This is a genomic window from Streptomyces sp. DSM 40750 (assembly GCF_024612035.1).
Lineage (GTDB): Bacteria > Actinomycetota > Actinomycetes > Streptomycetales > Streptomycetaceae > Streptomyces.
On record NZ_CP102513.1, the window covers coordinates 1,438,218 to 1,463,919 of the forward strand.

The 25,702-nt window shown below is 71.7% G+C and carries 22 protein-coding genes and 1 pseudogene; 15 read left to right on the forward strand and 8 right to left on the reverse strand.

The genetic code is table 11. The annotated features are described in order from the left end of the window. The first annotated feature begins 2 nt into the window (after positions 1-2). The 3 genes from JIX55_RS06595 to JIX55_RS06605 all read left to right on the forward strand — a co-directional run bounded on the left by JIX55_RS06595 (position 3) and on the right by JIX55_RS06605 (position 1,490). A complete protein-coding gene (locus tag JIX55_RS06595; protein WP_257562300.1) occupies positions 3-563 on the forward strand; it encodes a TetR/AcrR family transcriptional regulator in 561 nt (186 codons plus the stop codon). Between the two features lie 37 nt (positions 564-600). After that, the gene (locus JIX55_RS06600; protein WP_257562301.1) at positions 601-1,185 is read left to right on the forward strand and encodes a DUF4865 family protein; all 585 of its coding nucleotides are present in this window, start codon (positions 601-603) and stop codon (positions 1,183-1,185) included. Between the two features lie 119 nt (positions 1,186-1,304). Continuing rightward, entirely contained in the window at positions 1,305-1,490 is a 186-nt protein-coding gene (locus JIX55_RS06605; protein WP_257562302.1) for a DUF1272 domain-containing protein, read from the forward strand. Between the two features lie 3 nt (positions 1,491-1,493). Here the strand turns inward: JIX55_RS06605 and JIX55_RS06610 are convergent, their stop codons facing one another. Then, entirely contained in the window at positions 1,494-2,951 is a 1,458-nt protein-coding gene (locus JIX55_RS06610; protein WP_257562303.1) for a ketol-acid reductoisomerase, read from the reverse strand. A 90-nt stretch (positions 2,952-3,041) separates the two neighbouring features. On the opposite strand from JIX55_RS06610, the gene ilvY reads away from it, so the two are divergent. The 4 genes from ilvY to JIX55_RS06630 all read left to right on the forward strand — a co-directional run bounded on the left by ilvY (position 3,042) and on the right by JIX55_RS06630 (position 8,229). Beyond that, positions 3,042-3,902 (forward strand): HTH-type transcriptional activator IlvY, encoded by an 861-nt coding sequence (gene ilvY, locus JIX55_RS06615; RefSeq protein WP_257562304.1) that lies wholly within the window; start codon positions 3,042-3,044, stop codon positions 3,900-3,902. Between the two features lie 211 nt (positions 3,903-4,113). Next, positions 4,114-6,795 carry a YfhO family protein gene (locus JIX55_RS06620; RefSeq protein WP_257562305.1) on the forward strand — a complete coding sequence of 894 codons (2,682 nt, stop codon included), beginning with the start codon at positions 4,114-4,116 and terminating at the stop codon, positions 6,793-6,795. A gap of 22 nt (positions 6,796-6,817) precedes the next feature. Continuing rightward, positions 6,818-7,795 carry a glycosyltransferase family 2 protein gene (locus tag JIX55_RS06625; protein ID WP_257562306.1) on the forward strand — a complete coding sequence of 326 codons (978 nt, stop codon included), beginning with the start codon at positions 6,818-6,820 and terminating at the stop codon, positions 7,793-7,795. After that, the gene (locus JIX55_RS06630) at positions 7,795-8,229 is read left to right on the forward strand and encodes a GtrA family protein (protein WP_257562308.1); all 435 of its coding nucleotides are present in this window, start codon (positions 7,795-7,797) and stop codon (positions 8,227-8,229) included. Before JIX55_RS06625 ends, JIX55_RS06630 begins: the two co-directional genes overlap by 1 nt. Before the next feature lie 6 nt (positions 8,230-8,235). On the opposite strand, the gene JIX55_RS06635 is transcribed toward JIX55_RS06630, so the two are convergent. Beyond that, positions 8,236-9,483 (reverse strand): ROK family protein, encoded by a 1,248-nt coding sequence (locus tag JIX55_RS06635; protein WP_257562309.1) that lies wholly within the window; start codon positions 9,481-9,483, stop codon positions 8,236-8,238. Positions 9,484-9,534: 51 nt separating this feature from the next. Beyond that, the gene (locus JIX55_RS06640; RefSeq protein ID WP_257569238.1) at positions 9,535-10,191 is read right to left on the reverse strand and encodes an alpha-ketoglutarate-dependent dioxygenase AlkB family protein; all 657 of its coding nucleotides are present in this window, start codon (positions 10,189-10,191) and stop codon (positions 9,535-9,537) included. A gap of 173 nt (positions 10,192-10,364) precedes the next feature. On the opposite strand from JIX55_RS06640, the gene JIX55_RS06645 reads away from it, so the two are divergent. Beyond that, positions 10,365-11,516, forward strand: coding sequence for a methyltransferase (locus JIX55_RS06645; protein WP_257562311.1), 1,152 nt, complete (start codon positions 10,365-10,367; stop codon positions 11,514-11,516). 72 nt (positions 11,517-11,588) lie between these two features. Here JIX55_RS06645 and JIX55_RS06650 read toward each other — a convergent pair whose 3' ends face one another. Together JIX55_RS06650 and JIX55_RS06655 are read right to left on the reverse strand one after the other, a co-directional pair. Then, on the reverse strand, positions 11,589-12,362 hold the full coding sequence (locus JIX55_RS06650) for an AraC family transcriptional regulator (protein WP_257562312.1): 774 nt from the start codon (positions 12,360-12,362) through the stop codon (positions 11,589-11,591). A gap of 280 nt (positions 12,363-12,642) precedes the next feature. Next, a complete protein-coding gene (locus tag JIX55_RS06655) occupies positions 12,643-13,647 on the reverse strand; it encodes an Lrp/AsnC family transcriptional regulator (RefSeq protein ID WP_257562313.1) in 1,005 nt (334 codons plus the stop codon). A gap of 194 nt (positions 13,648-13,841) precedes the next feature. Here JIX55_RS06655 and JIX55_RS06660 point away from each other — a divergent pair, with 194 nt between their 5' ends. After that, positions 13,842-15,173: an Nramp family divalent metal transporter gene (locus JIX55_RS06660; RefSeq protein WP_257562314.1), complete on the forward strand. Its 1,332-nt coding sequence runs from the start codon at positions 13,842-13,844 to the stop codon at positions 15,171-15,173. Continuing rightward, a complete protein-coding gene (locus JIX55_RS06665; RefSeq protein ID WP_257562315.1) occupies positions 15,170-16,678 on the forward strand; it encodes an amidase in 1,509 nt (502 codons plus the stop codon). The genes JIX55_RS06660 and JIX55_RS06665 overlap by 4 nt, the downstream gene beginning before the upstream one ends. Positions 16,679-16,746: 68 nt before the next feature. On the opposite strand, the gene JIX55_RS06670 is transcribed toward JIX55_RS06665, so the two are convergent. Then, entirely contained in the window at positions 16,747-17,712 is a 966-nt protein-coding gene (locus tag JIX55_RS06670) for a hypothetical protein (protein WP_257562316.1), read from the reverse strand. 193 nt (positions 17,713-17,905) lie between these two features. Here JIX55_RS06670 and JIX55_RS06675 point away from each other — a divergent pair, with 193 nt between their 5' ends. Then, complete coding sequence (locus JIX55_RS06675; RefSeq protein WP_257562317.1) at positions 17,906-20,167, forward strand: heavy metal translocating P-type ATPase; 2,262 nt, start codon at positions 17,906-17,908, stop codon at positions 20,165-20,167. 117 nt (positions 20,168-20,284) lie between these two features. Here the strand turns inward: JIX55_RS06675 and JIX55_RS06680 are convergent. Further along, positions 20,285-20,506 (reverse strand): annotated as a pseudogene (locus JIX55_RS06680) (hypothetical protein); the annotation flags it as partial. Between the two features lie 218 nt (positions 20,507-20,724). Here JIX55_RS06680 and JIX55_RS06685 point away from each other — a divergent pair. Then, positions 20,725-22,164: an MFS transporter gene (locus tag JIX55_RS06685; RefSeq protein ID WP_257562319.1), complete on the forward strand. Its 1,440-nt coding sequence runs from the start codon at positions 20,725-20,727 to the stop codon at positions 22,162-22,164. On the opposite strand, the gene JIX55_RS06690 is transcribed toward JIX55_RS06685, so the two are convergent. Beyond that, positions 22,139-22,945: a DUF427 domain-containing protein gene (locus JIX55_RS06690; RefSeq protein ID WP_257562320.1), complete on the reverse strand. Its 807-nt coding sequence runs from the start codon at positions 22,943-22,945 to the stop codon at positions 22,139-22,141. The two genes, JIX55_RS06685 and JIX55_RS06690, sit on opposite strands and share 26 nt — an antisense overlap. A 107-nt stretch (positions 22,946-23,052) precedes the next feature. Here JIX55_RS06690 and JIX55_RS06695 point away from each other — a divergent pair, with 107 nt between their 5' ends. The 3 genes from JIX55_RS06695 (at position 23,053) to tgmB (ending at position 25,641) form a co-directional block, all read left to right on the forward strand. Continuing rightward, positions 23,053-24,270 carry an MFS transporter gene (locus JIX55_RS06695; protein WP_257562321.1) on the forward strand — a complete coding sequence of 406 codons (1,218 nt, stop codon included), beginning with the start codon at positions 23,053-23,055 and terminating at the stop codon, positions 24,268-24,270. Between the two features lie 179 nt (positions 24,271-24,449). After that, entirely contained in the window at positions 24,450-24,641 is a 192-nt protein-coding gene (gene tgmA, locus JIX55_RS06700) for a putative ATP-grasp-modified RiPP (protein ID WP_257562322.1), read from the forward strand. 16 nt (positions 24,642-24,657) lie between these two features. Continuing rightward, entirely contained in the window at positions 24,658-25,641 is a 984-nt protein-coding gene (tgmB, locus tag JIX55_RS06705) for an ATP-grasp ribosomal peptide maturase (protein WP_257562323.1), read from the forward strand. The last annotated feature ends 61 nt before the right edge of the window (positions 25,642-25,702 follow it).

Sequence of the window (25,702 nt, forward strand, 5' to 3'; positions counted from 1 at the left end):
GCATGAGCACCCCTGAGCGTCTGATCGAGTCCACGCGCGAGCTGCTGTGGGAGCGCGGTTACGTGGGCACCAGCCCCAAGGCCATCCTGGAGCGCTCGGGCGCCGGCCAGGGGAGCATGTACCACCATTTCAAGGGCAAGCCCGATCTGGCGCTCGCGGCGATTCGCCGGACCGCCGAGGAGTTGCGGACCACTGCCGAGGGAGTACTCGACGGGCCCGGCACACCGTACGAGCGCATCGGGGCGTATCTGCGCCGGGAACGCGATGTGCTGCGCGGCTGCCCCGTCGGGCGGCTCACGATGGACCCGGATGTCGTCGCGAGCGACAGGCTGCGGGCACCGGTGGACGAGACGATCGACTGGCTGCGTGAGCGTCTTGCCGGACTCGTCGAAGAGGGCAAGGAGCGGGGGCAGTTCGCGCCGGAGCTGGACGCCGAGGAGATCGCCGCGACGATCGTGGCGACCGTGCAGGGCGGATATGTCCTGGCCCGCGCGTCGGGCTCGCCCGCGGCCTTCGACGCGGGGGTGCGGGGGCTGCTCGCGCTCCTCCGGCCTGCTCGATAGGCCGCTCATCGACTCGACAGCCCCATGGAGGCACTTCATGCACGCGATGCAGTACGAGATCACCCTGCCCGCCGACTACGACATGGCCGTCATCCGTCACCGCGTGGCGAGTCGCGGGCATGCGCTCGACGCCTGGAAAGGCCTTGGTCTCAAGGCGTATCTGATACGTGAGCGCGGTGTGCACGGTTCGCCCGTGAACCAGTACGCGCCGTTCTACCTGTGGAACAGCATGGCGGGCATGAACTCCTTCCTGTGGGGTGGCGGCTTCCAGGGCATCGTCGACGACTTCGGGCGTCCGTCGGCCCGTCAGTGGACGGGGCTGGCGTACGAGGCGGGTGGCGACCTCGGCTCGTCCGCCCGGGTGGCGGTGCGCGGGCGACGGCAGGTCCCGGCCGGAGTGCCGTTGGTCGAGGTCGTCGAGGACGCCGTGCGTGAGACCGGGCGGCTCGCCTCGCTGGACGGGGCGGTGCTCGCGGCAGCGGCCGTGGACACCAGCCGTTGGGAGATCGTCCACTTCTCGGTCTGGGACCACGACGCGCCCACGGCCGAGGGCGAGGTCTTCCAGGTGCTGCACGTGAGCGCGCCCGAACAGGACCGGCTTCCGCAGGGCCGACAGTGGTGACACGCCTGTGGCCCGATCGTGCTGATCTCTGACCCGCAGGCGGCTTTCGGCCCCGCGCGGCGAGTCGAGGATGGGAGGTGACAGGTCATGGCACCCCCATCCGAGGGAAAGGCCCACACATGGCACTGGAGATGCGCGACCGCTGCGAGCGCTGTGAGACGACGACCCTGCCCGCCGACGCCCCGGCCCGCATCTGCTCGTACGAGTGCACGTTCTGTGTGCCCTGCGGCGAGGCCATGCGCGAGATCTGCCCCCATTGCGGCGGGGAGTTGGTGGCCAGACCTCGCCGCAGGGCGGCCGCCTAGCCGTCAGACCACGGAGATGTCCACCGCCGGCCGGAGCTTCGCCGCGGCGGCCAGGGCCTCGTGGACGGGATGCGTGTCGAAGGATGCCAACAGGCCCCGGTCGGCCGGGCGTTCGGCGGCCGGGTAGGCGATCTGCTCGTAGGCGGTCTGGAAGCGGGGGCCCCAGCGGCGGGCGCCGAGGCGGGCCGTGCGGGAGCAGTTGTCGACCATGTGGGCCACGTCGCGGGCGTGCATGTAGGGCAGGAGGGAGTCGACGGCCTCGATGACGGACTCGTTGACGATCTCCGACCAGGGGTGGCCGCGGTCGGCGAACTCGTCGATCTGGGCGGTCATGGTGGCGACGAAGACCCCGGCGGTGAACGGTTCGACGGGCAGGTCGCGTTCGTCCCGGCGGGCGCGCACCCGGTCGCTCACGGACCACATCGGTGAGCCGCCGATCTCGCTCATCGGACGGGCGCCGAGGCGTCGTTCGGCCAGGATCACACTGCGCAGCTCGGTGCCGTCGGCGACCTCGTCGTAGATCTCCGCGACGAGGTCACGGGCGGGCCCGTATGTGGCCGTGTACGCGCGGTCGAAGACGTCCCGGCCGGCCGCGCCGAGGCCCTCGCGCACCGCGCGGAGGCCGGCGCGGGAGATGGTGCGGGCGATCGGGCCGGTGACGTTCTCGCAGGACCGCTCGTAGGCGGTCACCTCGTCGTCCCCGGCGAGCCGATAGCGGGTGCGGAGGCTCTCGACGATGCCGTGGACGGCACCCAGCAGGATGGCGCGCTCGCCGACGATGTCGGAGAGGTACTCGCTCTCCAGGGTGGTCCGGAAGGTGTACGGGGAGCCGAGGGCGACCGACCAGGCGAGGGCGCGGCCGGTGGCGTGGCCGTCGGGGTCGGCGTGGACGGCGTAACTGCTGTTGATTCCGGCGCCGTTGATCTCGGCGCCCTGCTCGTACAGACGGCGGACCGAGTCGCCCATGCCCTTGGGGCAGACGGCGATGACTCCGTGTCCGGGCGGGAAGTCGCCGCCGGTCTCCCGGAGGTGGCCGAGGAGGAAGCCGTGGGAGAGGCCGATGGTGGCGCCGGGCTTCAGGGCGGTGAAGATCTGCTGGTGGTGGGCGGCGAGTGCGGCGTCCGCGATCAGGAGGATGACGAGGTCGCTGTCGGCGGTGACGGCGAGCCAGTCGCCGAGGGTGCCATCCGCCTCGGTGAAGCCGTGGGCGCGGGCGTCGGCGGCCGAGGCGGAGCCGGGGCGCAGGCCGACGGCGACGGTGATGTCGGTGCCGGCGAGGGAGTCGCGCAGGTTGCGGGCCTGAGCGCGGCCCTGCGGTCCCCAGCCGATGACCCCGATGCGGCGCACCCCGGCGAAGGCCCGCGGCAGCAGTGGGAAGAGGTGGCGGCCGCCGCGCAGGATGGTCTCGGTGCCGTCGGGCACATCCATGGTTTCGAGGGCGAAGACAGTGGAGGTGGTCATGGTGGAGTTGTAGGGTCCGGGCGGGCGTTGCGACAAGCGCAACCTTTGCAGCGGACTGTTGCGGATGATGAAAGGCCCAGGTGAGCGGGTATGCGGGACGATCATCGCGAGCTTCGGCTGTTCCTGCATCTGGCCCGGACGCTGAACTTCGGCCGGACCAGTCTCGACTGCCATGTCAGCCCGGCGACGCTGACCCGTACCGTGCAGCGACTGGAGTCCGACCTCGGGCACCGGCTCTTCGACCGCGGGCCGAGGGGCGTCTCGCTGACGGCCGAGGGGCACCGGTTCCGTGAATACGCCGCCCAGGCGCTGGAGTTGTGGCGCGCGTACCGCGAGGAGCACCCGGACCCCGCCGAACTCACGGGGCGGCTGGCCGTGTTCGCGACGGTGACGGCGTGTCAGGCTCTGTTGCCCGACTTGTTGACACCGTTCCGCAGGGCCCACCCCCAGGTCCGCCTCGATCTGCGCACCGGCGACGCGGCGGCCGCGCTGGCCCGGCTGGACGAGGGCGAGGTGGATGTGGCGGTCGCCGGCATCCCGGCGCGGCTGCCGGAGCCGCTGGTGAGCCGGACGGTGGCGAGGACGGACCTGGTGTTCGTCTCCGCGTGCGACCGCCCGGACCCCGGCCTCGCCGGCCCCTTCGTCCTCCCCCACCGCGGCCTGGTCCGCGACGCCGCCGACCGCTGGTTCCGCGCCCACGGCACCGCACCCGACCTGGCGGCCGAGCCGGAGGGCCACGAAGCGCTGTTGGCCCTCGTCGCGCTGGGCTGCGGGACCGGTGTGGTCCCCCGGCTGGTGCTCGACCACAGCGCCGTACGCGACCGGCTCACGGCGATCCCCACCGACACTCCTCCGGAGCCGTTCCCGATCGGGCTGTGCGTACGGCGGGCGGATCTGCGGCGGGCTCACGTGGCGGCGTTGTGGAGTCTCACGGCGGAGTTAACCTTCTGATCACCTCGGAGACAACTACCGTCCCCTCAAAAGCAATTGCCCATTTCCCGTCCCCCGCGGCATTCGGAATTATTGCTTTCACTTTTCGTCGACGGCACAACCTTCAAGGAGCACCAAGCCTCTAATTCGGCGAATCGAATGTGGGGGTCGGCCGAAAAATGAAGTGGGTCGTTGAGCGGAACCCGGTGCGCCGAGCGGACAGGGATCGGATGTGAAGCCGAAATCCCGTTCCAAAGCGGTCCCCGGACCGCGCGGAAAAGCAGCTCTGTTCGCCGCCGCGTTCACCGTCGCCGTGCTCTGCGCCGCCGACGTCGTCGCCCGTAGCCATCCCTTCGGGCCGCGCACCCGGAGCGTCAACGACCTGGGCAACCAGTACGTCCCGTTCCACGCGCACCTGTGGGATCTGCTGCACGGCAGGGCCGACGGCGGCCTGTTCGTCAACTGGCGGTCCGGGTTCGGTTCAAGCTTCCTGCCCGACATCGGTACCTACGTCAGCAGCCCGTTCGCCCTGCTCGTGGCGGTGTTCCCGAGGGACGGGATCGACCTCGCGGTGTATGCGGTCACACTGCTGAAGGTGGCGTCGGCCGCCGCCGCGATGGCCTTGCTGCTGATCGGCCTGCGCCCCGGCCGCTGGTGGGCGGCGGGCATGCTCGGCTCGTCGTACGCGCTGTGCGGCTGGACCCTGGCGGACGCGGTCTACAACCCCATGTGGCTCGACGGCCTGGTCGCCCTGCCGCTGCTGTGCCTGGTCGGTGAATGGGCACGGCGGGGGCGGCGCCCGTTCCTCGGCGTGCTGATCGTGGCGCTCGCCTGGATCGCCAACTTCTACACCGCGTACATGGCCACCCTCGCCGCCGGCCTGGTGCTGCTGCTCCGGCTGTGGCTCGGTGACCTCTCGCGTCGGCAGCGGCTCTCGGCGGCCGGCCGCGCCGCCCTGATCACCGCCCTCGGCATGGGTCTGGCCGCGCCCCTGGTGGCGGTCGTGTACTTCGGCACGCGGCATGCCCATCCGGGCCGGGTCCGGCAGTTCGTGCCCGTCCCCAGCGAGGACCTGCTGGCCCGGCTGCTGCCGGGGACGTACAGCTACGGGACGCCTGCCGTGTTCGTGGGCACCACGGCTCTGCTGCTCGCGCTCGCCCTGCCCTTCCACCGGGCGGCCCCCGTGCGGGTGCGCGCCGGGTGGACGCTGCTGGTGGTGGGCGTGGCCCTGTCGATGCAGTGGGGGCCGACGCATCTGCTCTGGCACGCCTTCGCCACCCCGCAGGGCAGCTCGTACCGCCAGGCCTTCGTGCTCTGCGCGCTGGTGGTGATCGCCGCCTGGCACACGCTGTCGTACGGCGTTCCCGGCCCGCGTGCGCTGGGTGCGGCGGGTGCGCTGCTGGCGCTGGTGATCGCCGTGGCGAGCGGCAGCGAGCGGACGCTGCACGCCTTCAGTCTCCCGCTCGCCCTGCTGGCCGCCGCCGGTGCGCTGGGCGGTCTGGTCCTGCTCGGGCTCAGGCGCGAGGGCGGCAGGCCCCTTGCCGTCCTGGCCGTGGCGCTGCTGGTGTGCACGCAGTTCGGCGAGGCCGCGGTGACCTCCGCCGCGGACACCCGGCTGCGGCTCGGGCACATGGACGACTACGCGCCCTGGGGCGCGCGGCAGCGGGACCAGGCGGCGGCGATCGCCGAGGCCGACGGCTGGCCCGCGTACCGGACCGACCCGGGCCGGGAGCAGACCGTCGGCAACGACCCGCTGCTGGTGGGCGGGCAGGGCGCCCAGTACTACAGCAGCCTCACCTCCGACGTGCTCAGCCGTACGCTCACCGCTCTCGGGGACGGCTGGACCTCACGCGGCCGGAACGTGCAGAGCCTGGACAACGCCGTCACGGACGCGATCTTCTCCGTCGGGGCCCGGGTGCACTCCCCGCCGGACCCGCACCAGAACTGGTTCCCGCAGGACGGCAGCGGGGTGACCGTGACCAGGCAGGACGTGCCGCCGCTGGTGACGGTACGGCCGCACGCCGACCGCGCCGAGGGCCGTACGGACGTCTCCGCCTTCGGGCCGTCGCCGTACCGCAACCAGGAGCTCCTGCTGGGCTCGCGGGTGTACACCGTGCCCCGCTCCACCGTGCGTACCGCCGCCGGGAAGCCGCCGTCGCCCAGCGACGACGGGCGGCCGGGTGTGCGGGTGGGCCCGCTGCCCTACGCGAGCGCGCCGCAGAAGCCGACGATCACGGGCAGTTGCCCGGCCGGGTCCGAGGTGTACCTGTGGGCGCCGCATTTCTCGGGCACCGCGCGACTCTCGGGGGGCTCCACCTCCGGCGAGGGGCTGACCGGGCGTTTCCGGTCCGACCAGCCCGTCACCAAGATCGCTCCCATGCAGCGGCTGGGCACGGTCGGGGACACCGGACGGTTCCGGATCGACCTGTCGCCGAACAAAACGAGCCTCGTCCCGGACGGCGCGGTCGGCTGCCTGGACACCGCGCGGCTGCGCACCGCCGTCGAGGAGCTGAAGACCACCGGCGCCACCAGCGTGAGCGTGTCCGACGGGACCATCCGGGCCGAACTCCCCGCCCACAGCACGGGGATCGCGGTCGTCGCGGCGCCCCGGATCTCCGGCTGGCGCTGCGCCGCCGACAACGCTCCCGCCGTACCGGCCAAGGACCACTACGGACTGATCGCCGTACCCCTGTACGGCTCCGCGAGCAGCGTGACCTGCACATTCCATCCGCCCGGACTGCGCCTGGGCACGGCGGTCGGGGCCGTCTCGCTCACCGCCGCGCTGCTGCTCGGCGCGACGGGCGCGGTCCGCCGCCGACGGGCCCGGGTGGCGTTCACACCCGCGCCTCTGGCCACCACTCGACCCGCGCCCGACGACCCGACCGCACGCGAGCGCCTGACCACCGCTCTGTGAACCGCACTCCTGGGGGAGAACCATGCTCATCTCGATCGTCGCACCCTGTTACAACGAGGAAGCCGTCGTCGCGCGCTTCCACGAAGAGATCCAGAAGGTCGCGGAGGAACTGCTTCCGCTCGGTCACGACATGGAGTTCGTGTACGTCGACGACGGCAGCCGCGACGGGAGCCTCGCCGTCCTCAAGCAGCTGGCCGAACTCGACGCACGCGTGCGGTACGTCTCGTTCAGCCGCAACTTCGGCAAGGAGGCGGCGCTGCTCGCGGGCCTGCGGCACGCCTCGGGGGACTCCGTGATCGTCATGGACGCCGACCTCCAGCACCCGCCGGAACTGATCGCCCGCATGGTCGGCCTGCGCGAACAGGGCTACGACCAGGTCATCGCCCGCCGCACCCGGACCGGCGACGGGCTCCTACGGACCGCCACCGCGCGCCTGTACTACCGGCTGGTCAACCGTCTCGTCGACGTGGAACTCGTCGACGGCGTGGGGGACTTCCGGCTGCTGTCCCGCCGGGTGGTGGACGCGGTCCTGGATCTCACCGAGTACAACCGCTTCTCCAAGGGCCTCTTCGCCTGGGTCGGGTTCCCCGGTACGACCTTCGCGTACGAGAACGCCGTACGGGAACACGGTCGCAGCTCCTGGAGTTTCCGGTCCCTGCTCAACTACGGGCTCGACGGACTCCTCTCCTTCAACAACCGGCCGCTGCGGGCCGCCCTCTACCTCGGTCTGTGTCTGCTGGTGTGCGCGGGGCTCTACACGGCCTGGATCGTGGGCGCCGCACTCGTCAACGGCGTGGAGACACCGGGTTATGTCACCATCGTCATGGCCGTCACCGCCCTCGCCGGCGTACAGATGATCATGCTCGGGGTGATCGGGGAGTACACCGGCCGGATCTACTACGAGGTGAAGGGGCGCCCGCACTTCCTGGTGAAGGCGACCAATGTGGAGCAGACGGAGGGGCGCGCGGCGTGCGGCACGACGAAGGATCTCATTCGCTGATGCGGACGGCGACGCGAACGAAGACGCTCCCCGAGGCCCGGCCGGTGACAGAGCGTCGAATATCGGGACAGATCATCACCTTCGCCCTGGTCGGCGTGGTCAACACCCTGATCTATTACGGCCTTTACCTGTTGTTTCTCAATTGGCTTCCTTATCTCGCCGCACACATTCTCGCGTTTGCCCTGAGCATGACGGGTTCCTTTTTCCTGAACGCGAGATTCACCTACCGGACCCGTCCGACCTGGCGTAAATTCCTGCTGTTCCCACTGACCAATGCCACCAATTTCCTGATCACGACGGCAGGTGTGTATGTGATCGTGGACGTCCTGCACGCGGGCAACCGGTTCGCCCCCTTGCTCGCGTCGGGGGCGGCGATTCCGGTGACGTTCGTGGTCTCCCGCATGATCATGCTGCGGGGTTCCCCGGCCCGGTGAATCCGGTCAGACCAGCGCGCCCAGGGGGTCGTCGAGCACCGGCTGCCATGCCAACTCGGCGGCCCCCACCAGGCTGTTGTGGTCGAGCGTGCAGGCCAGGATCGGGACGACCCCGCTCTGGCTGCCCCACAGACTGCGCTCGGCGACGACGGCGCGCAGCCGGTCGGAGTCGGCGTCGAGGAGGTGGCGATGCATGCCGCCGAGGATGATGCGGTCGGGATTGAGGATGTTGACCAGGCCCGCGAGGCCGAGGCCGAGCCGGTCGATGAGTGCCTCGGTGGCGGCACGGACGCCCGGGTCGGCGTACTGGGTGCGGATCAGCTCGTTGGCCTGCTGGAGCAGTGAGACCTCGGGGCCGGGGTCACGGCCGGCCGCGGTGAGGAAGGCCAGCGGGTCGGCCTCGACGTCGAGGCAGCCGCGGCTGCCGCAGTGACAGGGGCGGCCCTCGGGGTTGACGGTGAGGTGGCCGACTTCGAGGGCGAGGCCCGAACTCCCCGAGTGCAGACGCCCGTCGAGGACCAGCGCGCCGCCGACGCCCCGGTGCCCGGTGGCCACACACAGCAGGTCGCGGGAGCCGCGTCCGGCGCCGTGCCGGTGTTCGGCGAGAGCGGCGAGGTTGACGTCGTTGGCCGCGAACGCGGGCCCCTCGATCCCGGCCGCGCGGACCCGCTCGGCGAAGATCTCCCGGACGGGCGCCCCGGCCGGCCAGGCCAGGTGCAGCGGGTTCAGCGCGAGACCCGCCGGTTCGGCGACCGCGGACGGTACGGCGAGGCCCGCGCCCACGCACCGCCGCCCGGTCTCGTGCAACAGCTCGGCGCCCGCGTCGACGACCGAGCCGAGCACCTTCGCCGGGTCGGCGTCGACGATCTCGCAGCCGGGCGCGGTGGCGACGATCCGTCCGCCGAGCCCGACCAGGGCGGCCCGCCAGCCGTCGGCGTGCACCTGGGCGGCGAGGGCGACGGGCCCGTCCTCGGCGACTTCGAGGCGGTGCGAGGGCCTGCCCTGCGAACCTGCGGCGGCGCCCGGGTGCGCGTCGACCCGGATCAGCCCCAGCGCCTCCAGCTCGGCGGCGACGGCGCCCGCCGTGGCCCGGGTGACACCCAGTTCGGCGGTGAGCACGGCCCGGGTGGGCGCCCGTCCGGTGTGCACGAGTTCCAGCGCCGGACCGAGCGCGCCCCTCCCCCGGTCCAGCCGAGTGCGTGTCGTCGCCGGTGTCCCTTCGCCCGCCGCCTTGGGGGCCGCCTTCCCGTCCATGAAGGCGAGTCTCCCATGATCCGCACGGCTGCGAACCCCGCCCGGCGGGCCTCAGCCACCGCCGAAGCCGCTGACCCGCAGGGTGACGTTCAGCCGTCCGGTCAGCCCCAGCCCGGGCGGCGCCGTCCCCGCGTGCACCCGCGGCACCCCGTGGTACGCCTGCCGGGACGGCCCGCCGAACACGAAGAGATCACCGCTGCGCAGCTCCACATCCGTGTACGGCCGCGCCCGCGTCCCGGGGTTGCCGAAGCGGAAGAGACAGGTGTCGCCGAGGCTCAGCGACACCACCGGCGCGTCCGACTTCTCGTCGCTGTCACGGTGCATACCCATGCGGGCGTCGCCGTCGTAGAAGTTGATCAGTGCGATGTCGTACGCGGCCGTCGCCTCCTCCGCCCCGAGGGCGTCCTCGACCGCGCGCCGGCCCAGCTCGCCCAGCCAGTCCGGGAACGGCTTCACGGGGGCGCCGTCGCCGTCGACGACCGTGCGGGCGTAGGCGTACGGGTACCAGTGCCAGCCCAGGCAGACCTGCCGGGCGGTCATGGTGCCGCCGCCCGGCGTACGGACCGTGCGGAGCCCGGCGGGCGGCCGGGCCCAGTCGCGGCAGGCGTCCAGGAGCCGCCGCTGGTGCTCCGTGTCCAGCCAGTCCGGCACATGGACGGCGCCCCGCGCGATCTCCGTACGCCCGCGGGGGAACAGCTCGGCGTCCATGGGGGCCATGGGTTCCATCATCGCGCATCGCCGCCCGGCGAAAGATCGCCGGCCGGGAGGTCACTCGGAGGTCGCTCGGAGGTCGCCCCGAGCGAGTTCGCTCGCCGTGAGGTCGCTGGAAGAAGGGTCGTGAGCTGGGGCTCGGTTAGCCTGGGCACACGATGAGCGACCCTATGACCACACCCTGGGGCGAGTACGCCCTGGCCCGCTTTCCCGAGGACCCCCGCGACCGGCTGCGCGCGTGGGACGCGTCCGACACATATCTGCTGCGCCATCTCGCGGAGAGCGGGACGCCGTTGGACGGGTCGGTCGTGGTCGTCGGCGACCGCTGGGGCGCGCTGACCACGGCGCTCGCCGGGCACGGGCCGACGCAGATCACCGACTCCTTCCTGAGCCGGGAGGCGACGCGGGAGAACCTGACGCGCAACGAGGTCGAGGCGGACACGGTACGGCTGCTCACCACCCGGGACACGCCCCCGGACCGGGTCGACGTGCTCCTCGTCCGGGTCCCCAAGAGCCTCGCGCTCCTGGAGGACCAGCTGCACCGGCTCGCGCCCGCCGTGCACGAGGGGACGGTCGTGATCGGGACCGGGATGGTCAAGGAGATCCACACCTCGACGCTCAGGCTCTTCGAGCGGATCCTCGGCCCGACACGCACCTCGCTCGCCCAGCAGAAGGCACGGCTGATCCTCTGCACGCCGGACGCGGCGACGCTGCGGGCACGCGGCAACGATCCGTGGCCGTACACCTACCAACTCCCCGACGACATCGGCCTGTTGGCCGGGCGTACCGTCGTCAACCACGCGGGCGTGTTCTGCGCCGACCGGCTCGACATCGGCACCCGGTTCTTCCTGCGGCATCTGCCGGGCGGCCGGGGCGGCGGGCGGGTCGTGGATCTGGGGTGCGGCAACGGCGTGGTCGGTACGGCGGTCGCGCTGGCCGATCCGGACGCCGAGGTGGCGTTCGTGGACGAGTCGTACCAGGCCGTGGCCTCGGCGGCGGCGACGTACCGGGCGAACCTGCCGGACGCCGACGGCAAGGCCGAGTTCCGGGTGGGTGACGGGCTCGAGGGATCGGCTCCGGACAGCGTGGATCTCGTCCTCAACAACCCTCCGTTCCACTCGCACCAGGCGACGACCGACGCCACGGCCCGGCGGATGTTCACCGGGGCGCGGCGGGCACTGCGGCCGGGCGGTGAGCTGTGGGTGGTCGGGAATCGCCATCTGGGCTATCACGTGACGCTGCGAAAGCTCTTCGGCAACAGTGAACTCGTCGCGAGCGACGCGAAGTTCGTGGTGCTGAAGGCGGTCAAGCAGGCTTCGTAAGCGCCACGGCGGCCGAACGGGAGTTCCTGACCCGCGAGGCGAGCGGGCAGCGGCCGTGAATCCCGGCGGCGGTCAGGAAACAGCCCCGCGCAGGGCTCGTGGTGAGGCGCCCAGTTCTCGGCGGCACGCCTTGTTGAAGGCCTGGAGGTCGGGGATGCCGACGGAGGCGGCCACGGCGGGGATGGAGAGGGTCGTGGCGCGGAGCAGATGGTGGGCGCGCTCGAGTCTGCGGCGGCGGATGTAGGCGACGACCGTGCCACCCGTCTCGGCGCGGAACAGCCGGGTCAGATGGTTGTGGGACACACCGGCCACGCGCGCCACCTCCGGGATGGTGAGCGGGGCGGCGAGATGGGCCTCGATATGGGCGATGGCGGTGGTGACGGCGGGGTGCGGGCCCGGGTCGGCCGCGTCCGGCGGGGTCAGATGGGCAACGCGCCACAGGGTGGTCCAGATCTCGGCCCGAGTGCGGTCGGGCTCGCTCGGTGCGGCGGCCACCGCCTGGAGCAACAGGCCGGTGAGCGTGGGGAGTTCGGGGCCGGCGTCCTGGACGACCGGAACCGTGCGGAGCGGTCCGGCCGGGACGATGCGCAAGTGGGCGAAGAGGTGTTCGGAGCGGCCTTGGTAGCGGTAGCGGACCGTGGTGTCGGGTGGTACGAGGCTGACCCGGCCGGGGCGGATGGTGTGGGCCGTGCCGTCGACGGTCAGTTCGGCCTCGTACTGGTAGAGGTGCAGCTGCCACAGCTCGGGGAGCCGGAACACGTCCGCGCGCCCCGCGACGCCGTGTACGCCGACACCGATGAGCGCGACGACAGGCGGCTCACCGAGGTGGATCTCCGTCTCCCGCATGACCGAGAAAATATCAGTGACGGGCGTCACATCCCGGTCCCGGAGGCTGTGCTTGGTGACACGGTCACATTCCCAAGCCGGACGGACTCGTACGGGCTGTCCACGCGGGCGGGACGGCCCCTTGCGCGTCCAGGACACGGATGAGGCGGGCCACCGTCTCCACCCTCGCCGCCCGGCCCGCCGTGAGGTACGTGCGCGGGTCCTGCGGGACGAGGGGGACGTCCAGGGCGGTGGCCGGTCGATTCAGGAGGCCACGCCATGAGGCATGAGAGGCGTGCTGTCAGTCCTGCAGCCAAGGGGCCAGCAGGCCGCCGCGTTTCAAGGTGGTGAGGACGAGGTTGACGTCGATCGACGCCACCTCGCCGAGCCAGGGGGAACGGGTCAGGAAGTCGTGGAGGGCGGTTTCGTCGGGGAACGCGGTGAGGATCAGGAGCTGGCGTTCGCCGGTGACGAAGCTGGTGTAGCGGACGTGGGTGGACTCGGCGAGGGCCGCGGTCACGGAGTCGACCTTGGCCGGGGGTGTGCGGGCCCAGAGGACCGCCTCGACGGGCAGTCCGAGCACCGCCGGTTCGATCACGGCGCGGATGCGGACCCTGCCCTCGCGGCGTAACGCGCCGAGGCGCCGTCTCGCGGTGGCCTCCGAGACGCCCGCGACGCGCGCGAGTTCGTCGTAGGTGCGGCGCCCGTCCTCGGCAAGGGCGTGCAGCAACAGCCGGTCGACACGGGAGAGTTCGGAGGACGTCTCGCCGGTGGGCAGCGGGTCGGCGATCGGCGGGGACGCGGCGTCGGAGGGGTCCGCGCCCTTCAGCGCGGCGATCTCGGCCTCGGTGAGCAGGCCGGCGTGCCACTCGCGGATCGTGCGGACATGGCGCAGCACCGGGAGGGTGCGGGTCTCCGTCACGCCCGGCAGCCCGGCGAGTTCGTCCAGCACCAGGCCGGCCAGCCGTTCACGGGGCCAGCGCAGTTCCGCGACGCAGTCCGGGGTGCCGGTCAGGACGTGGACGAAGACGCAGTCGGGCCGGCGGGCCAGCGCCGTCGCGGTGACCCGGGCCCGGCCGGGGGCGCAGCGGACGCCGACCACCACGCTGCGGCCGCGCATCGCCATCGCCCCGATCCGCACGAGGCCGGACTCCAGGAGCCGGGTGCCCCGGCGGACGACGGTGCGTTCGGGCTCGCCGAGGGCCGCCGCGATGCGGTGCCAGGCGGCCCGGCCGTCGATCTGCAGCGCGCTGATGATGCGCCGGTCCAGCGAATCCGTCACGGGGCCGGTCTGCGGTGCGTCCATCGGCCCCAGCCTATGGCGGATTCCGTCAACTCCGCAGGGGTTCTTGTTCCCTTCCGTCGCCGTGGCCCAGCCTGCCGTGAAGTGGAATCGCATGCACCGCACGGTCTCCCCGCCGTGCGGACGCGCCCACCGTCCCCCTCGGCCCGCACGAGCCGCACGAACCCATGACTCCCGTAACTCCCCGATGTACGGAGATGGTTGACGTGACCGTGACTCCCGGCAGTCCCCCACGTTCCTTGGCCGCCGACTCCACCGCCCCGGCGCCGCACCGGCCCGCCGGCACCCGGCGCGGCCGGCTGGCCCTCCTGGGTCCCGGTCTGGTGCTGGCCGCCGCGAGTGTGGGCGCGGGCGACATGGTGACGTCGCTCGCGGGTGCGGCCGGGTACGGGATGGCGCTGATGTGGGCGATCGTCATCGGTGTCGTCCTGAAGTACGCGCTCACCGAGGCGGTGGGCCGGCTCTACCTGGCCACCGGGCAGACCGTGATCGTGAGCCTGAAGTCGGCCGCACGCTGGCTGCCGTTGGTGTTCATGCTGTTCGTGCTGGTCATCGGGCTGCTCTACGGGGCGGCGCTCAGCTCGGTGGCGTCGTTGGCGCTGTCCACGCTGTTCCCCGTGCTGCCGGTCAGGCCCGTCGCCGTGGCGATCGCGCTGGCGGCGGCCACGACCGTGTACGTCGGGCGGTACGCGCTGTTCGAGCGGGTGATGAGCGTCTTCATGCTCGCCAAGTTCCTCGGCATGGCCGTCCTGGCGGTGGCCATGCTCGCCACCGCCGACGATCTGCCCGGCCTGCTCGGCACGCTGCGCCCGAGGCTGCCGGAGGGTGACGTGGTGACGGTGCTGGCGCTGATCGGCGGGGTGGGCGGTACGGCCGGGATCGCCTCGTACAGCTACTGGGTGCGGGAGAAGGGCTGGGCGGACCGGAGCCGGCTGCGGCTCATGCGGGCGGACTCGGCGGTGAGTTACGGCCTCACCTTCCTGTTCGTGCTGTGCACGACGGTGGTGGGCACGGGTCTGCTGTACGGCACGGGCGGAAGCATCACCGGCAGCGAGGGGCTGGCCGCGCTCGCCGATCCGCTCGGCGCCGATCTGGGGTCGGTGGCGCGGGTGCTGTTCCTGGGAACGTTCTTCCTGGTGACGCTGAGCGCGCTCGTCGGCGGCTTCAACGGCCTGTGCTACATGATGGCCGACTCGCTGCGGGCGCTGCGCGGCATCCCGGACGCCGAGGCGGAGCCCCACATCGCGCAGAACGGCCGCCCGTTCCGTGCCTTCGTCCTCTACTGCGCCGTCACCGCGGTCGTCGTCATCTTTCTGGGACGGCCGGTGTCCCTGGTCCTCACCTACGCCGCCGTCGGCTCGCTGATCCTGCCGATGCTCTCCGGCGCGCTGCTGGTGCTGCTCAACCGCCGGAGCGTGGAACCGGCGCTGCGTAACCGCACCACCTCGAACGTACTGCTGGGCGGCTCCTTCGTGCTCTTCGGAGTGCTCGCCGTCGTCCAGCTCAAGGACTCCCTGGGAGGGGCGTGAACCACCTCGTGAACCACCCTGTCGACCATCCCGCGAAGTACCCCGTGAACCCGACGGGCGACGTGTATCCCACGGACGACCTGTGCTCGCGGACCGCGTACCAACTCTCCGTCGCGCTCGCGCGCCGCGAGGTGTCCGCGCGGGAGGTGGTGACCGCCCACCTGGAACGGATCGACCGGGTCAATCCGACGGTGAACGCGATCGTGACGCTGGTGGCCGACCGGGCGCTGGCGCAGGCGGCCGAGGCGGACGACCGGATGGCGGCCGGGGAGCCGGTCGGCCCGCTGCACGGGCTGCCCGTCGCGCACAAGGATCTGCACGACACGGCGGGCATCAGGACGACGTCCGGCTCGCCGATCTTCGCCGACCGCGTCCCCGACCGGGACCACCTGGTCGTGGAGCGGCTGCGGAAGGCGGGGGCGATCACCCTCGGCAAGACCAACGTCCCGGAACTCGGCCTGGGTTCGCACACCGTCAACCCCGTCTTCGGGGCCACCCGCAACCCCTACGACCTCTCCCGCAGCGCGGGCGGCAGCAGCGGCGGCGCGGGAGCGGCCCTGGCCTGCGGGATGCAGCCCATCGCCGACGGCAGCGACACCGGCGGCTCGCTGCGCAATCCCGCCTCCTTCAACAACGTCGTCGGGCTGCGCCCGTCGCCCGGACGGGTGCCGTCCTGGCCCGACAAGGCGCCGTGGGGCCAGTTGTCGGTGAAGGGGCCGATGGCCCGGACCGTGGCGGACGTCGCCCTCACCTTGTCCGTGCTGGCAGGTCCGGACCCCCGCGACCCGCGCTCCCTCCAGACACCGGGCTCCACGTTCGCCTGGCAACTCGACGGCGATCTACGGGGCTTGCGGGTCGCCTGGTCGCCCGATCTCGGCGGGCAGGTGCCCGTCGACCCGGAGGTACGGGACGTGCTGCGCCCGGCGGTCGAGGTGTTCGCCGCGCTGGGCTGCGAGGTCGAGGAGGCCTGCCCCGACCTCACGGGCGCGGACGAGGTGTTCCTCGCCCAGCGCGCCTGGCAGGTGGAGCTCTCCTACGGGCCGCTGCTGGACGAGCACCGCGACCGGCTGGCCCCGGACGTGATCTGGAACATCGAGGAGGGCCGCAGGCTCGGCGGTCCCGACCTCGGGCGGGCGCAGGCGCTGCACGGCGCCCTCTTCCACCGGGTCCGCGAGTTCTTCGAGCGGTACGACCTGCTGTTGCTGCCGGTCAGCCAGGTCGCGCCCTTCGACATCGACCTGCCGTACCCGACGGTCGTCGACGGCACTCGCATGGAGACCTATCTCGACTGGATGCGCTCGGCCTCCCTGATCTCCGTCACGGGCTGCCCCGCCCTGTCCGTCCCGGCCGGTTTCACCCCGGGCGGCCTGCCGGTCGGGTTGCAGATCGTCGGCCCGCACCGGCGGGACTGGTCGGTCCTGAAGGCCGGCCACGCCTTCGAACGGGCGACGCGGGTGGGCGAGCGCCGGCCGCCGGTGGTGAACGCTCCGCTGCGGGCGCGGTGATTCAGCTGCGGGTGATTCGTGGTTGCTCGCGCGGTTCCCCGCGCCCCTGACGGGGCGCAGGTCCACCGTCAGTGCGCGTGATCAACCGAAGGTGACTCCGACTCTTCCGCTGCCACCGCTCCTCCGGTCCCGACCGTGAACGCCGCCGTGTGGACCTTCCCTTCGTGCTTGAAGTCGAGGAAGAGGCGGTAGGCGCCGGTGCTGGGTGCGGTGGCCGCGAAGGAGATGTCCGGGCCGGGTGCGGTCTTTCCGTCTCCCGGTTCGCCGTTCGGGTGGACGTGGAGGTACGCGAGGTCGCCGGAGCGCAGGGCGACCAGGTGGCCGTACGCGCCGAGGTAGGGCTGGAGGTCGGTGACGGGCCGGCCGTCGCGGGAGACCTTGAGCCTGAGTTCGCTCGCCGCGCCCGGACGCAGGCCGCCGTCCAGCTCGACCTCGTAGCCGTTGACCTCGGCGGTGTCGCTCGGCGCCGGGAGCTTCTCCGGCTTGAACGTGCCCGAGGCGGCGAGGTCGGCGCCGAGGGTGAGGTTCTCGGCGTTCTTCCCGGCCGGGGTGAAGTCGGCGAAGACGCGGTAGCCGCCCGCCCGGGGCAGGTCGACGGGGATGCTCCAGGTGCCGTCGGTGGCGCGGGTGGGGTGCAGATGGCGGTAGGTGCCCAGGTCGCGTGAGGCGAGGATGAGGTGGAGTTCCTTGTCGTGCTCGCGCTGGTACGCCGTGACGGCACGGCCGTCCTCGTCCCGGATGACGAAGCGCAGGTCGGCGCGCTGCCCGGCGGTGACACTCGGGGTCCGGAGGTCGAGCGTGTAGCCGCCCTCGGAGATCTGCAGCCCGCCGGCCGGGGCCGATGCGTGCTGCCCCGCGTGGCCGTCTCCTTCGTCGGGTTCCGATGACGCCTCGCGGTGGCTGTCGTGGCGGGCGGGCGCGCTCTCCGTGGCGTCCGAGACGACGGGTTCGACGCCCTTGCCCACGCCGTAGGCGGTGCCGAACGTCGCGGCCAGCGCGGCGGCGAACGCGGTGATCCTCAGTCCGGTGTTCATGGCCGTCTCCTTCGGGGTCCGGGGGCCTCCACACAGCTCACCATACCCCCAGGGGGTATAGAGTCAAGCGCTGCGAGCGACTTGCCTCGTATACCCCCTCGGGGTATACAGACTGTACCTGACGGATACACCCGCCCCTGCATCCGACCGGCTTCCGCTCGGATCGACCGCCCACGACGTACGAGGAGCAGCCATGACCACGACCAGGACCGGCCCCGCCGCCGAAGTAGAGCTCTCCATCGGCGGCATGACCTGCGCCTCCTGCGCGGCGCGTGTCGAGAAGAAGCTGAACCGCATGGAGGGCGTCACCGCGACGGTCAACTACGCCACCGAGAAGGCGAAGGTCAGCTACGCCGATGACGTCTCCGTGCGGGACCTGATCGCCACCGTCGAGGCGACGGGCTACACGGCACGGGAGCCCGCGCCGCCCGTACGGGCCGAGCCCGAGAGCGGCGGCGAGGCGGCGGACGACGAGCTGCGGCCGCTCAGGCAGCGGCTGATCACGGCGGTGGCCCTGGCCGTCCCCGTCATCGCGATGGCCATGATCCCGGCGTTGCAGTTCGAGTACTGGCAGTGGCTGTCCCTGACGCTGGCGGCGCCCGTGGTGACCTACGCCGGCTGGCCCTTCCATCGCGCCGCCTGGACGAACGCCCGGCACGGTGCCGCCACCATGGACACCCTGATCTCCATCGGCACGCTGGCCGCGTTCGGCTGGTCGCTGTGGGCGCTGTTCCTCGGTACGGCGGGCACGCCGGGCATGAAACACCCCTTCGAGCTGACCATCGTCCGTGGTGACGGCGCCGGGAGCATCTACCTGGAGGCGGCGGCCGGGGTGACCGCCTTCATCCTGGCCGGGCGGTATTTCGAGGCCCGCTCCAAGCGCAAGGCGGGTGCGGCGCTCCGAGCGCTGCTGGAGCTGGGCGCGAAGGACGTCACCGTGCTGCGGCCCGACGGCGGCGAACAGACCGTCCCCGTCGCCGAGTTGAAGGTCGGCGACCGCTTCCTCGTGCGACCCGGCGAGAAGATCGCCACCGACGGGACGGTCGTCGAGGGCTCGTCCGCCGTGGACGCGTCCATGCTCACCGGCGAGTCCGTGCCCGTGGAGGTCGCGGCCGGCGACCCGGTCACCGGCGCCACGGTCAACGCGGGCGGCCGGCTCGTCGTCGAGGCCACCCGGATCGGCTCCGACACCCAACTGGCCCGGATGGCAAGGCTGGTGGAGGACGCGCAGAACGGGAAGGCCGCGGCCCAGCGGCTCGCGGACCGGATCTCCGCCGTCTTCGTGCCGATCGTGATCACCCTCGCCCTGGGCACCCTCGGCTTCTGGCTCGGCAACGGCGCCGGACTGACGGCCGCGTTCACCGCCGCCGTCGCCGTACTGATCATCGCCTGCCCCTGCGCCCTGGGACTGGCCACCCCGACCGCGCTGCTGGTCGGCACCGGGCGCGGCGCCCAGCTCGGCATCCTCATCAAGGGCCCCGAGGTCCTGGAGTCCACCCGCCGCGTCGACACCGTCGTCCTCGACAAGACCGGCACCGTCACCACCGGCCACATGACCCTGCTCGCCGTACACACCGCCGACAACACCGACGAGGCCGAAGTCCTGCGGCTGGCGGGCGCGTTGGAGCACGCCTCCGAGCACCCGGTCGCCCGCGCCGTCGCCGAAGGGGCGTTGGCGAAGGTCGGTGCGCTCCCCACGCCGGAGGACTTCGCGAACGTACCCGGGCTCGGTGTGCAGGGGATCGTCGACGGCCACGCGGTCCTCGTCGGCCGCGAGCGGCTTCTCGCCGACTGGGCCATGGAACTGCCCTCGGAACTCCGGCGGGCCAGGTCAGAGGCCGAAGCGTCCGGACGTACGGCCATCGCGGTCGCCTGGGACGGCGAGGCGCGGGCGGTCCTCGAGGTCGCCGACGCGGTGAAGGCGACCAGCGCCGAGGCGATCACCCGGCTGCGTGCGCTCGGCCTCACGCCGATCCTGCTGACCGGCGACAACAGGGCCGTCGCCGAGTCCGTCGCCCGCGAGGTCGGTATCGCGCCCGAGGACGTCATCGCGGAGGTGCTGCCGCAGGACAAGGTCGACGTCGTCAAGCGGCTCCAGGGCGAGGGCCGTTCGGTCGCGATGGTCGGCGACGGCGTCAACGACGCGGCCGCGCTCGCGCAGGCCGACCTGGGCCTGGCGATGGGCACGGGCACGGACGCCGCGATCGAGGCGGGCGACCTGACCCTCGTACGAGGTGACCTGCGCGCGGCGGCCGACGCGATCCGCCTCGCCCGCCGGACCCTCGGCACCATCCGGTCCAACCTGTTCTGGGCCTTCGCCTACAACGTGGCCGCCCTGCCACTCGCCGCGGCCGGCCTCCTCAACCCGATGATCGCCGGAGCGGCCATGGCCTTCTCCTCGGTCTTCGTCGTGGGCAACTCACTACGACTGCGCACGTTCCGGACCGCCGACTGATTCGACTCGCACGCGCTGGAGGGCCGTTCCGCACCGAACACGGTGGGGGGCGGCCCTCGGTCATGGTGCGTCAGATCGCGTCGAGAGTCGTGGACTCGATCTGGCGAATGCGTTCGTGACATCGGACTTGTCCAGCTGGGCGAGGAATTGGCGGGCGCAGTCGGAGAGCGATTCGACATGGCGCCGCTGCCTCTCCGCGAAAATCATGTCGAACGCCAGGCTTGATTTCCCCGACCCGGACACTCACGCGAAAACGATGAGTGCGCTCCTGGGCAATTCCACGGAGACATCACGGAGGTTGTACTGGCGGGCGCCTTTGATGACGAGACGGTCTTTCACACGTCCGGAGCCCAACCCACGCATTCATGTGGGGTCACCGGATCATTATCGACGGGTTTCACTGCGCGGTTTTCGGCGCCTCGTTGACCTTGCCCCTGGGGAAGCCCCCAGCATCGGTTCACGGGTGAGTGCTGGAGGCAGGTGGAGGGGCGCGGGTGTTGCGACGGACCAGGGCTTTTCTGATGGATCTCCGTGCAGGAAGGAGCGGTGTCCGGTGCGTGCGTGCCGGGCGGGGCGACGCCGCGGAGATCCGTCAGAAGGGCCCCAGGGTGCTGGTCGACTTGCGGCCGCTGCGCAGGGGCGAGTTCCGGCGGTTGTGGGCGGCGGCCGTCGTGACCTCCCTGGGTGCTCAGTTGACGGCGGTCGCCGTGCCGATGGAGATCTACGCCCTCACCGGTTCCTCGGCCTACGTCGGGCTGGCCGGCCTGGTGGGCCTCGCCCCGATGGCCGCGGGGGCCCTGTGGGGAGGCGCGTTCGCCGACCTGCGGGACCGGCGGCGCGTGCTGCTCGCGACCACGACCGGTATCGGCGTGACGTCGATGCTGCTGTGGGCGCAGGCGTGGGCGCAGGCGCGGTCGGTGGCCGTGCTGCTCGTGCTGGTGGGCCTGCAGCAGGCCCTGTTCGGTGCGAACACCGCGGTGAGCAGGGCTGTGGTGCCCCGTCTGGTGCCGCCCGGGCTACTGCCCGCCGCCAACGCTCTGCAGTCGATGGTCGTCCTGTCCGCCGGGATCGCCGGTCCGCTGCTGGCCGGGTGGCTGCTGCCGGCCGTAGGAAGCCGGACCCTCTATCTCGCGGACGCCGCCGCCGTCTGCGCGACAGTGTGGGCGGTGTGGCGGCTGCCTTCCCTGCCGCCTGCCCGCACCACAGGGAAGAACAGGCGGGTCGTCGGCGTCCGGCAGATCGCGGACGGCTTCCGTCTCGTGGCGCGGCGTCAGGTGCTGCTGGTGGTCTACCTCTGCGACTTCGCCGCCCTTTTCCTCGGTCTGCCCACCGCACTCTTCCCGCAGCTGGCGGGCGAGACCTTCCGCCCGTCGGACATCGGCGTGCTGTACGCCGCCCTCTCGGCCGGTGGTGTACTGGCGGCGCTGTTCTCCGGGACCTTCACACGCGTCGGCCGCCACGGCATCGCGGTCGCGATCTCGGTGGGCCTGTGGGGCCTGGCCATCGCGGGCTTCGGGCTGACCGACTCACTGGTCCCGGCGGCGGGATGGCTGCTCCTGGCGGGCGGCGCGCTCCTCGCGCTCGGCGTCTTCCGGCGAACCGTCCTGCAGACCGCCGTGACGGACGACATGCGGGGCCGGCTGCAAGCGATCGACACCGTGGTGGCCGCAGGAGGGCCGCGGTTGGGCGACCTAGCGCACGGCACGGCCGGCGCCGCCTTCGGCACCAGCTGGACGATCACCGGCGGCGGCCTCCTGACCGTCGTGACGGCCCTCGTCCTGCTTCTCCTCTTCCCGGAGTTCCGCCGCCATCGAGCACCGGGTGATTCCTCGGTGCCCGGCTCTCGGTCGCCCCCGGAACGCTCGGGCCGACCACACGGGTGGAGGGCTCAGCAGCCCTCGCGACCATCGCCTGCGGACGGGAACACGGTCACCCCCGCCGGAGCACTCCGGATCCGACGACCGTCGTGGGTCACGTCGACGAGGGCTTCCTGCTGAAGGGCGTGATCGGGCGTTCCTGGAGTTCGCCGTCGACGGTGATGTCGACCTCCTCGTTGTAGAAGGCGAGGAGTCCCTTGACCGCGCCCACCGCGGGCAGCGGGTCCGGATAGCTCCAGACGATGTTCGGCGGTACGTCGGACTCGCCACGCCAGGACCAGTACTCGGCGGTGCCCTTGTACGGGCAGCCGGTGCTGCGGTCGGTGGGGTGGAACAGGTCCAGGCGGACGTCCTCGCGCGGGATGTAGTACCGCGTGGGCAGGCCGGTCTCGAAGACCAGCACCGGGCGGCGCGTGTCCGCGACGACCGTGCCGGCGATCTCGACCCGGACATGGCGGCTGCCGGCGATGGCGTCGACGCGTTTGTGCGGGTCACGGGGGTGGATGAAGATCTCTTCCGCTTCCTCGTACCAGTGGTCGAGGCCCCGGCCGACGCGCCGGAACCACTCGAAGGCGATGTGGTCGGCCAGGTCCGCGGCGGGGAACGTCCAGGCCGCGTTCCCGGTACTCTCCCCGGCGACTTCGAGGTCGTAGAAGACCCGTGACCCGGTGTGGGCGTCCGTCGGTGGGTTCTTCGCCGGGCGGAGCAGATCCTCCCGGACCTCCGCACGCGGGAACGCGTACAGCGGTACGGGCACACCGGGCTCCCACACGAGTACGGGATGGCGGCTGTCGACGACCGTCACGTCGCCCTTGACTCCGCGCACCCAGCGCTCGCTGGGCTCCCACAAGAGCCCTTCGGGGGTGGTCCGCACGGCGCGCTCGGTGGGGAACATCGGCATGAGCGGCTCTCCTTCGGCGTCCTCGACATCCACCTTGCCCCAGCCGTTCGCTCCCGCCTAGCCTCTCTTTTGTGCCGCGAATAAACAAAACCCGAACGCACAACGCCGTGCCGGGCCACGACAGCGACCGCTCCCACCTCCGTGTCCTCCGTGTTCTCCGTATCGCCATCACCGCCTTCTTCGCCCTCGACGGCTTCGTCTTCGCCGGCTGGGTGGTCAGGATCCCCGCGATCAAGGAGCAGACCGGCGCGTCGCCCGGCGCGCTGGGACTCGCGCTGCTGGGCGTGTCCGCCGGAGCGGTGGTCACGATGATGCTCACCGGCCGGCTCTGCCGCCGTTTCGGCAGCCACCCGGTGACGGTCGCGTGCGCCGTCCTGCTGTCGCTCAGTGTGGCGCTGCCCCCGCTCACCCACTCGGCGCTCGCGCTGGGCGGGGTACTGCTGATCTTCGGGGCGGCTTTCGGCGGAATCAACGTCGCCTTCAACAGCGCCGCCGTGGACCTGGTGGCCGCGCTGGGGCGGCCGATCATGCCCAGTTTCCACGCCGCGTTCAGCCTCGGTGGCATGGTCGGTGCAGGAGCCGGCAGCCTGGTCGCGGACTCCCTGTCCCCCACCCGCCATCTGCTCGGCATCACCGTGCTCGGTCTGCTGGTCACCGCCGTGGCCGCGCCCACCCTGCTGCGCCACGAACCCCCGACACCGCCGGACCGCGCTCCCGACCGGAACGACCGGGAGTCCCACCGGAACGACCGGGAAGCCGGCCCACGCCGCCTCGACGGCCGTACCCGTGGTCTGGTGGTCGTCCTCGGTCTGATCGCCGGGTGCACGGCGTACGGCGAGGGAGCGCTGGCCGACTGGGGCGCCCTGCATCTGGAGGAGGATCTGGACACCTCGCCCGGTGTCGCGGCGATCGGTTACACGTGTTTCGCGCTCGCCATGACGATCGGCCGATTGACCGGGACGACCCTGCTCGAACGCCTGGGCAGGACCACCGTGCTCGTGGCCGGTGGCACGACCGCGACGGCCGGTATGCTGCTCGGCTCCCTCGCCCCCTCGGTGTGGGCGACCCTGCTCGGCTTCGCGGTCACCGGTCTGGGCCTCGCCAACATCTTCCCCGTCGCCATCGAACGCGCCGGCGCGCTGGCCGGTCCCAGCGGCGTGGCCACCGCCTCCACCCTCGGCTATCTCGGCATGCTCCTCGGTCCGCCCGCGATCGGTTTCATGGCCGAATGGTTCTCCCTGCCCACCGCCCTCACCAGCGTCGCGGTACTCGCCGCGTTCGCCTCCGCCATCGCGTTCACCACCCGTCACTCGGCCGCGAAATGACCACTCACCGTTGCTCCGTGACACCTCGTGGTGCATGAAGTCAGCCCTCCGAGAACATGAGGCAACCATTCAGTCGTTCGATTCGTATAACTCCCTGGAGACACTGCGACCCGGCCGAGCAGAGGACGGCCGGAGCGTCACCATCCGGTTTTCCGGATGGTCCCGAACAAGGAGAGACGATGCGACTGTTCGTGCTCAACTACGCTCGCGCCGCTGAGCAGTTGGAGTTCAGCGCTCCGTACAGCTACGACTCCGGGCTGCAGTTGAACGTGCTCGCCGACGGGCGGATAGCCGCTCATGACCATGGTCTGATGAGGGAATTGGGGGCGACGACGTCCACCGCGGGCTCGAAGACCCATTTCGACGACTGAACACGGACCGGCGACGATGACCGTGCTGATCCTGACCTGCGAACAAGATGTGACGGCGGACCTGGTGGTGGCACAACTGAACAGGACCGGCGTACCGGTGGTCCGGCTCGACCCCGCCGACCTGCCCGGCGAAGTGGCGCTCTCCGGCGAGTACGTACACGGCGCCTTCCGCGGGCATCTGTCCGCCGGGGGGCGCCTGGTGAGCATGAGCGGGCTGCGGTCCGTCTGGCTGCGTCGTCCGGGGGTTCCGGCCAGCCGGGTCGCCGAGCCGTCCGCCTGGCTGACCGAGGAGTCCTCGCAGGCGCTGTACGGCATGCTGCGCGGCACGGACGTCCGCTGGATGAACGACCCGGACGCGGCCCGACGGGCCCGCCACAAGCCCTGGCAGCTCCGGCACGCCCAGCGCTGCGGGCTCCCCGTGCCGGCCACGCTGATCACCACGTTCCCGCAGGCCGCCCGCGACTTCGCGGAGCGCTTCCCCGACCTGGTGGTGAAGCCGGTCTCGGGCACGCACCCGCAGGAGCCGCCCAGGACGGTCCCCACCAGCCGGATCGCGCCCGGCACCGACTTCACCGCCGTCGCGTTCGGCCCGACGCTGCTGCAGCGCCGGATCGCCAAGACCGCCGACATCCGGCTCACCGTCGTCGGCGACCGCATGCTGGCCGCCCGCAAGGCGGTCGCCCCGGACGCGCACCCCGACGAGGTGGACGTCCGCTTCGCCCCCTCCACCGCGCCCTGGCAGCCGGTCGACGTCCCGGCGCGCACCGCCACGGCCGTACGCGCCTATCTGCGGGACGCCGAACTCTCCTACGGGGCCTTCGACTTCGCGGAGGACGCGGACGGGATCTGGTGGTTCCTGGAGTGCAACCAGTCGGGCCAGTTCGGGTTCGTGGAGATGGACACCGGTCAGCCGATCGCCCGTAGCGTCGCCGACTGGCTGGCGCGCGAGGAGCCGGGGGCGGGAACACGCCGCGACGGCCGGATACGGGCGACACCGTGACGAGCCGAAGCGCCCGCCCCCTGCCCGGGCGGGTGCTTCGAGCGCGCTTCATCCGGCAGAC

Bases quoted from the DNA above. Each gene is read 5' to 3' on its own strand.
- JIX55_RS06595 (WP_257562300.1), top strand. From the start codon at position 3: ATGAGCACCCCTGAGCGTCTGATCGAGTCCACGCGCGAGCTGCTGTGG.
- JIX55_RS06600 (WP_257562301.1), top strand. From the start codon at position 601: ATGCACGCGATGCAGTACGAGATCACCCTGCCCGCCGACTACGACATG.
- JIX55_RS06605 (WP_257562302.1), top strand. From the start codon at position 1,305: ATGGCACTGGAGATGCGCGACCGCTGCGAGCGCTGTGAGACGACGACC.
- JIX55_RS06610 (WP_257562303.1), bottom strand. From the start codon at position 2,951: ATGACCACCTCCACTGTCTTCGCCCTCGAAACCATGGATGTGCCCGAC.
- ilvY (WP_257562304.1), top strand. From the start codon at position 3,042: ATGCGGGACGATCATCGCGAGCTTCGGCTGTTCCTGCATCTGGCCCGG.
- JIX55_RS06625 (WP_257562306.1), top strand. From the start codon at position 6,818: ATGCTCATCTCGATCGTCGCACCCTGTTACAACGAGGAAGCCGTCGTC.
- JIX55_RS06630 (WP_257562308.1), top strand. From the start codon at position 7,795: ATGCGGACGGCGACGCGAACGAAGACGCTCCCCGAGGCCCGGCCGGTG.
- JIX55_RS06635 (WP_257562309.1), bottom strand. From the start codon at position 9,483: ATGGACGGGAAGGCGGCCCCCAAGGCGGCGGGCGAAGGGACACCGGCG.
- JIX55_RS06640 (WP_257569238.1), bottom strand. From the start codon at position 10,191: ATGGACGCCGAGCTGTTCCCCCGCGGGCGTACGGAGATCGCGCGGGGC.
- JIX55_RS06645 (WP_257562311.1), top strand. From the start codon at position 10,365: ATGACCACACCCTGGGGCGAGTACGCCCTGGCCCGCTTTCCCGAGGAC.
- JIX55_RS06650 (WP_257562312.1), bottom strand. From the start codon at position 12,362: ATGCGGGAGACGGAGATCCACCTCGGTGAGCCGCCTGTCGTCGCGCTC.
- JIX55_RS06655 (WP_257562313.1), bottom strand. From the start codon at position 13,647: ATGGACGCACCGCAGACCGGCCCCGTGACGGATTCGCTGGACCGGCGC.
- JIX55_RS06660 (WP_257562314.1), top strand. From the start codon at position 13,842: ATGGTTGACGTGACCGTGACTCCCGGCAGTCCCCCACGTTCCTTGGCC.
- JIX55_RS06670 (WP_257562316.1), bottom strand. From the start codon at position 17,712: ATGAACACCGGACTGAGGATCACCGCGTTCGCCGCCGCGCTGGCCGCG.
- JIX55_RS06675 (WP_257562317.1), top strand. From the start codon at position 17,906: ATGACCACGACCAGGACCGGCCCCGCCGCCGAAGTAGAGCTCTCCATC.
- JIX55_RS06690 (WP_257562320.1), bottom strand. From the start codon at position 22,945: ATGCCGATGTTCCCCACCGAGCGCGCCGTGCGGACCACCCCCGAAGGG.
- tgmA (WP_257562322.1), top strand. From the start codon at position 24,450: ATGCGACTGTTCGTGCTCAACTACGCTCGCGCCGCTGAGCAGTTGGAG.
- tgmB (WP_257562323.1), top strand. From the start codon at position 24,658: ATGACCGTGCTGATCCTGACCTGCGAACAAGATGTGACGGCGGACCTG.